The organism is Pedobacter psychrophilus, from assembly GCF_001652725.1.
GTDB lineage: Bacteria > Bacteroidota > Bacteroidia > Sphingobacteriales > Sphingobacteriaceae > Pseudopedobacter > Pseudopedobacter psychrophilus.
In genome coordinates, this window is record NZ_LWHJ01000019.1 from 1 (window position 1) to 800 (window position 800).

Here is an 800-nt window from a genome sequence, read left to right on the forward strand (position 1 = left end):
AAACGTTAGCTGCAACTTGAGCAAAACTGACCAACTCCGAATTCAAATCAGACAATAATGAAAATACTTAAATTTCTAATGTTTAACCGTTTTGTGAGATTGTATTTAAATAGCGATTTTTATTTTTTACAATGGAATAAGAGAATTAAGTCGACAATACTTGAAATGTGGTATACTTTGTCAATATTTTTTCCATTTTTTATTATCTTAATTATTCCAATATTTTTTATTGGCAATGCAAATCAGACAAACTTTGTTTGGACAGATTTTCTTCTATCAATTCCTTTCAGTTTAATGATGATAATCCTTATTAACAAAGACATTTTTGGCGGACAAAGTCCTGTTCACAGACTTTTGGGTTTACAAGTCGTTGACGCAAAGACCAATGAAAAGGCAACCAAAGTAAAGTGTATACTCAGGAATATAACAGCCCCTTTATGGCCAATAGAGGCAATATTTTTATTAGCAAATCCCAAAAGACGCCTTGGCGACTTGATTGCTGGGACAAGTTTAATTGAGGTAAAACCTTCAGATCCTGAATTAATTTTAACTGAAATTGAAGATTTTAAGTTTGACAATCAGGCAAAACTGACATTTATGATCACAGTAATTTTGATAATTATATTTGTTATTTTTTCTCACCAAAGATTAAAACCATGGTAAAACAAGCAGCAGCTAACCACAAGTTTGTACAAAAATGGCTGACCTGCTTAAAACAACTTTACTGCAAATTAATTAAGTTTGTGCAAGCTGAAATTGGCTGCTTTAATGCCATTTCTGTACAAACTTGCAAAACGTTA

At 31.5% G+C, this 800-nt stretch carries 1 protein-coding gene; it reads left to right on the forward strand.

The features are described 5' to 3' along the window. Nucleotides 1–57: 57 nt before the first annotated feature. Nucleotides 58–663 carry an RDD family protein gene (locus A5893_RS05000; RefSeq protein WP_068821471.1) on the forward strand — a complete coding sequence of 202 codons (606 nt, stop codon included), beginning with the start codon at nucleotides 58–60 and terminating at the stop codon, nucleotides 661–663. Nucleotides 664–800 lie beyond the last annotated feature (137 nt).